The sequence below is a fragment of the Microcystis sp. LE19-10.1B genome (assembly GCF_027530565.1).
GTDB classification, from domain to species: domain Bacteria; phylum Cyanobacteriota; class Cyanobacteriia; order Cyanobacteriales; family Microcystaceae; genus Microcystis; species Microcystis aeruginosa.
Window position 1 is genome coordinate 1 of record NZ_JAPZQM010000260.1, and the last position, 3,463, is coordinate 3,463.

A 3,463-nucleotide genomic window follows, 5' to 3' on the forward strand; every position below is an offset into this window, starting at 1 on the left:
TATTCATAATAAATTTGGCAGAGGATTAAAGATTAGTTATTGTGACTAACTCTTTTGGTTAGAACAAGATAAACTTGAGAATCTTCGGTCAAATTTATTGACTCAAAATCAGCTATACTTAATTTAAATGAAACAGCCCTACCTTGATCAGGGGGGTGCCGATAGGCGGGGGGATCCCCCCTTGATCCCCCCTTGATAAGGGGGGTGTCTGACAACTTTTAACACCTACCTACTTACTCTTTTTGACCTGTTCCCTATTCCCTCATCGAAAGCCGACTAGCTTATGACATTTTTATTATTATTAGTTACTTTCCTATCGCTAATAATTTGGTTATATTTAATCTTAGCCAGGGGACAATTTTGGCTATCTAACCAAAAAATTAATTCTGTCACTTCTCCCTTAACAAATTATCCAAAAGTCTCGGCAATTATCCCCGCACGAAACGAAGCCGACGTTTTACCCATCAGTTTAGCTTCCCTCTTTAACCAAGATTATCAAGGCGAATTTTCCATTATTTTAATTGACGATCAAAGCAGTGATGACACGGGGAAAGTTGCCCAAAAAATTGCCGATAAATCTCATAAATCTGAACAGATAACTATTATTTCTGGACAGCCTTTAGAGATAGGATGGACGGGTAAATTATGGGCAATGAAACAGGGAATAACAGAGGCTACCGAGAAATTTGCACCCGATTATTTTCTGTTCACCGATGCTGATATTGCCCACCCACCGGATAATTTAACCCAATTAGTTACTAAAGCAGTACAAGAAAAACAAGCTTTAGTTTCCCTGATGGTGTTGCTACGCTGTGACAGTTTTTGGGAAAAATTTCTCATTCCTGCCTTTGTTTTTTTCTTCGAGAAACTCTATCCTTTTCCCCTAGTTAATAATCCTAATTCCCCGATAGCAGCCGCCGCCGGGGGTTGCATTTTAATTCGCCGAGATATCCTAGAAAAAATTGGCGGTATTGAGATTCTTAAACAAGCTTTAATTGATGATTGTTCTTTGGCGATTGCGGTTAAAAAATATCTGCAAAATCACCCAGAAAATAACGAGAGTTCCATCTGGTTAGGATTAACAGAAAGCACCTATAGTCTCCGTCCCTATCCGGATTTAGCAAGCATTTGGAATATGGTAGCCCGCACCGCATTTACGCAACTAAATTACTCAACACTTTGGTTAATTGGCACAATTTTCGGGATGTTTTTAACCTATTTAGCCGCCCCCTTGGGCTTAATCTGGGGATTGGTCTTAAAAGAAACATCAATTATCATAATTAGCGCCGTCACCTTATTACTAATCGCCCTCTCCTATAGCCCGACTTTAAGACTATATAAATTATCCCCCCTGCGGGCTTTAACTTTACCCCTAATTGCCCTCTTTTATAGTTTAATGACCGTCGATTCTGCCCTGCGTTATTGGCGCGGTCAAGGGGGGGGTTGGAAAGGGCGAGTTTATCCTAATTAGGGATTGCTGAATAATGGTAAAACCCTTTTAAAATAGGACTTTTGACCTGTTAAAATTGGAACCTTTAAAAACCCAGCATTATCCTTTTACAGTACAATAATTAGTAGTAGGGTGCGTTAGCGATAGCGTAACGCATCAAATAAATTAATGATAGATAAGAACTCTTGCAAATTAATTATATGTTATAATAAAGTTAAATTAATGATAGGTGTGGTGCGTTACGACGGATTGTTAGATTTAAGTTTAAGCAGAGATTGTCGCCGTCTAACGCACCCTACGTTTTACTTGCAACAAGGAAATAATTCATAATTTTAAGGAAGTCCCAGACAATAGAACGCCCCCCAGTAACGATAATCCTGAAAAGGCACTGCGTCGGGAGCAAATTCGTCGAGCCACTTGATCAATTCGCCGATTTTCTGATAATTGGCTTGAGCAGCATTGACGTTGGGATCCTTAGTTTGGCGCATTTGTTGCCAAGTCTGATAAGCCTGCTGATAATCGACTGTCAAACGGTCCCGCCAGTCTTTTTGGCAAGTCTCCCGCAACGCTTGACGAGCCTGATGTAGAGCCGTTAAACGTTCCTCTCCGGCCCGCCGGGCGCGATGGTACTCCCGCGAAAACAGCGCCGTAGCTAGATCAGTCACCGCCCAATGACTACTAATCACAGCACGAGCGCCCCCCAGCAGAAAGCCTGTACCTAAGCTGAGGGGTTCGTCCAGTAATTCCCGTCGCAGCTTTCCCTCTTGATCTCGGGAAGTGGCAAAACTGAGACCGGTTTCACAACAGGAGAGAAACACTTCCGACAATTCGGGAAAACGCCACAGGGGACTAAGTAAATCCCGGAGGGTGACTTTTTGCCCCCCGTCTAGGACGAGGTGGGAGTTGAGGGGATCATCGGGGCGGCTGGTGGCGTGGTGGCTGGAGAGCAAAGCCTGCAATTGTTTCAGCAGTTGCAGATAAGAGTCGGGGGTGACTGTGCGCCCCTGTAGCCGCCGTTGGCGAGGCACATTCCAGGTTTGGGCGACCCACTCACACTCTAGGGGAGTATAGGGCAAATCCTCTGTGGTGTTTTCCACAATCCCCAGGGTGTGGGGAGTGGGTTGCGATCGCTCTTGGCACAGTCCGAGAATTTTCGTACTGGGGACAAACTGAAGGCGAAAGCGATCGCCCAGTAGTTGACCTTCGGCGGTGGGTAGAAGGTCGAAGGGAATTTGGTGCAGGAACAGGTGGGGAATCAGAATTAACTCAGTGATGCCCTGGAGGTGCTGTTGGATGAGGGTATCGAATTGCAGGCGGGTTGCCAGTTCTTGCAGACGAGTGGCCATAGCTTGGTGCCACTCATGCCGACGCTGCTGGCGGGATTGGGGGGTCTCTGCTTGATTAATCGCAATGTAGGGGATAACCCAGTTGACGACCAGCCAGTTTTGCAAGTCGTTGGCGGACTCCGGGGGATTGGGAATAGTGTGGCAGTTGACCCATTCCCCGCCATCCTGGGCGGGGCGACGCAGGACAAAGATGTGGGTATGGGTGGCGGTGGTATAGAAGCTGAGGAGGGCAGTCTGGGGGGATGGAAGCAGCGCCGTTAGTTCATCGAGTCGGGGTTGGGGTTGGGGTTGCTGAAGTTGGGCGGTGATGGCATCAAAGCGGTAGAGAGCGTCCCAGGCTTGACGTTCGGCGGCTTCGGCGGCCTGGAGTTGTTCTGTGGCAAAGCTGGCGCGGGTGTTACCGATGGGGTAGGGTTGGGGTTTCTGGGTGAATCCGGGCTGGTCGAGGGGGTTTTGACGGAGTTGGGATTGGATCTGACGGCTTTCCTTAACCTGCTGATACCAGGCTTGGATCTCTGGGGGAACGCTAGGGCTGTTTCATTCTCCCATCAGAATATCAAAAGTAAAAGCGATCACTGTCAGGTAAAATGAGAAGTGAACGCGAACTTTTGAAAGATATGTTGAGCTTAATAGAAAAACTAAAACAAGTCAAGGACTTTCGGAAAGA

The 3,463-nt window shown here is 46.6% G+C and carries 1 protein-coding gene and 1 pseudogene; one reads left to right on the forward strand and one right to left on the reverse strand.

Translation table 11 applies throughout. The annotated features are described in order from the left end of the window. Positions 1 to 283 precede the first annotated feature (283 nt). Positions 284 to 1,471 carry a glycosyltransferase gene (locus O9332_RS09415; RefSeq protein ID WP_004159611.1) on the forward strand — a complete coding sequence of 396 codons (1,188 nt, stop codon included), beginning with the start codon at positions 284 to 286 and terminating at the stop codon, positions 1,469 to 1,471. 311 nt (positions 1,472 to 1,782) lie between these two features. Here the strand turns inward: O9332_RS09415 and O9332_RS09420 are convergent. After that, a pseudogene (locus O9332_RS09420) lies at positions 1,783 to 3,321 on the reverse strand (CHAT domain-containing protein); the annotation flags it as partial. Positions 3,322 to 3,463 lie beyond the last annotated feature (142 nt).